Raw genomic sequence first — 2,539 nt, 5'->3', positions numbered from 1 at the left:
TGTAACTGCTAAACTAAAGTGGACAGAAAATGCTAGATAAGAATGAACAATAATAACCAAGCATTCCCATAGTCAAGTATAATGATAGAGTTTTAGACATCATACATACTTGGGGGAAATGGTTTGGGGACTACGGAGAGGTGGCAGAACTACATCAACATCGATCAGTGGGTGGCCATGGGATTGAATAAGACGCAGATAGCGAACCGGCTAAAGATATCCAGGACAACGTTGTACAAGTATATGAACATGACTCCAGAAGAATATCATCAATGGAATGAGGAAATGAAAACAAGATCGAAGAAGGCAGACGAATATGAAGCGGAAATCATATCTTGGCTGCGATCTTCACCGGACCTGTCCTCCGCACAAGTGATGGATTGGCTGCAGGAACGGCATGGTCATCTTAGTATGTGTGAGAGCACCATCCGAAACTATGTGAGGGAACTTAGAGATAAGTATGGAATCCTCAAAGTCAAATACCAGCGGCAGTATGAATCGATTCCGGATCCACCAATGGGTCAGCAGACACAGGTAGATTTCGGAGAGATGAAATTGCAAGACGAACACAATCAGTGGAAAACACTGCGCTTCATTGCATTTGTACTCTCGAATTCTAGGCACAAATATGTTGAGTGGCTAGATCGGCCCTTCACCACGAAGGATGTCATTGCTACGCATGAACGGGCATTTGCTTACTTCGGCGGTAAGACAAAAGAATTGGTTTACGATCAGGACCACCTCCTTGTTGTTAGCGAGAACCAAGGAGATATCTTACTCACCCAAGAGTTCGCAGCCTATCGCAACGAAAGGAAGTTCCAGGTCCACCTTTGCCGCAAACAAGATCCAGAGAGTAAAGGCAGGATTGAGAACGTCGTCAAATTCGTAAAATACAGCTTTGGTCGAGGAAGAACGTACACTAATCTATCCAAGTTAAATGAGGCTTGTCTGGCATGGCTTATGCGAACGGGGAACGGAAAGATGCACAACACGACAAAAAAAATACCGGCGGAAGTGCATGCCCTCGAAAAACAGCACCTCCAGCCGATGCTTTCCCTAAATCAAATTGAAACTGACTCTAGTATAACAAGAGACATTCGAAAGGACAATACCGTCAGCTATCTGTCCAATCGCTACTCCGTTCCGCTTGGGACCTATGATGGGAAGGGGAAAGAGGCTCTTCTGCGACTGACCGAGGACGGTGAGATTATTATCTCCGACAAGCATACGGGCCAAGAGATCGCTCGGCATAGGCTTTGCCTAGACAAGGGCCAACTCATCAAAAACAATTCTCACGCACGTGATCGCTCCAAAGGAATCCCCGCTTACTTGGATCACGTGGCACGGCTTGGACCCGATCCGCTCCCTTTCCGGGAGTATCTTGAGGAAATCCGTAAACGAAAGCCAAGATATATTCGAGATCAGCTGCAACTCATAGAGAAGCACGTGAAAGTGTTCACATTCAGTGATATAGCACAGGCCTTGACGTTCTGCACAAAGAACCGACTGTATAGCGCTCAACACTTCACCGAGGCTCTACACCACTTTGGAAAGATCCAGAATGCTACACATAAGAAGTTGTCCGCAACAAAGGCAGAGCCTGTTGAGGTAAAAGGGATAGAGCCATTCCGGATTACGGTACCTGTCCGTGACATGAAGGTATACGAAAAAATAATGGCAGGTGAAGCGAAATGACGGCAGCCCTCCTCACATTGAAACAGTCGTTGTCCTCCCTTCATTTACGTGAAGCTGCGGGCATTGTGGAAGAGTTACTCCTAACAGCAGAGAAACAAGAGTGGAGTTACCGTGAATGCATCCAACATCTGTTGGATCACGAGGGAAGGTGCAGGGAAGAAAAGCAGTTGGCGAAGCGTTTCAAGTCGGCAGCGTTCCCAGAGATAAAGACGCTGGCTGAGTTTAATCCAGAAGAGTCGGCTTCACTAAGTAAGAAACAGCTTAGCCAACTCCAGGAGCTTGTCTGGTTGGAGCAGGCCTACCACATCCTGCTCTTGGGCCCGCCCGGCGTAGGTAAAACTCACCTTAGTATCGGCTTAGGCATAGAGGCGTTGCAGAAAGGCTTCAAGGTCAGCTTTGTGACGATGGATGCGCTGATTCAAGGGTTGAAAACACAGGAAATCTCACGCCAGGCAAAGTTAAAAGTAAAGCGTATCATAGAATCCGATCTTATTATTTTGGATGACCTGATGTTTATGGCGATGGATCGAGTAGAAGCCAATCTGTTCTTTCAGTTTATAAACAAGGTATACGGGCAATCCTCTCTGATCATCACATCGAACAAAGAACCCAAGGATTGGGGAGAGTTGTTGGGGGATGTAGCGATCACAACGGCCATTTTGGATCGAGTTATCCACAAAAGTGAAGTGATCCAACTAGATGGAGACAGTCATCGGTTGAAAAACCGGAAGACCATATTTGGTAATTCGTAGTTACTCACATGTGCATAGTTCTTCGTGTGGCGAGCAATAAAACTGTCCAAAGTTATTTAGCAAAAAGTGTTCAAAAGTACTTGACGGTTACA

2 protein-coding genes are annotated in these 2,539 nt (G+C 46.1%); both read left to right on the top strand.

Annotated features, from left to right (window positions below; all coding sequences use genetic code 11):
- Positions 1-123: 123 nt before the first annotated feature.
- Entirely contained in the window at positions 124-1,695 is a 1,572-nt protein-coding gene (istA, locus tag PT964_RS26275; RefSeq protein ID WP_274366321.1) for an IS21 family transposase, read from the top strand.
- Positions 1,692-2,447 carry an IS21-like element helper ATPase IstB gene (gene istB, locus PT964_RS26270; protein WP_274366320.1) on the top strand — a complete coding sequence of 252 codons (756 nt, stop codon included), beginning with the start codon at positions 1,692-1,694 and terminating at the stop codon, positions 2,445-2,447. Before istA ends, istB begins: the two co-directional genes overlap by 4 nt.
- Positions 2,448-2,539: the final 92 nt, after the last annotated feature.

Source organism: Paenibacillus thermotolerans, assembly GCF_028745515.1.
Lineage (GTDB): Bacteria > Bacillota > Bacilli > Paenibacillales > YIM-B00363 > Paenibacillus_AE > Paenibacillus_AE thermotolerans.
Note: the sequence above shows the minus strand (reverse complement) of the source record. Positions and strands in the feature narration are given on the sequence as shown.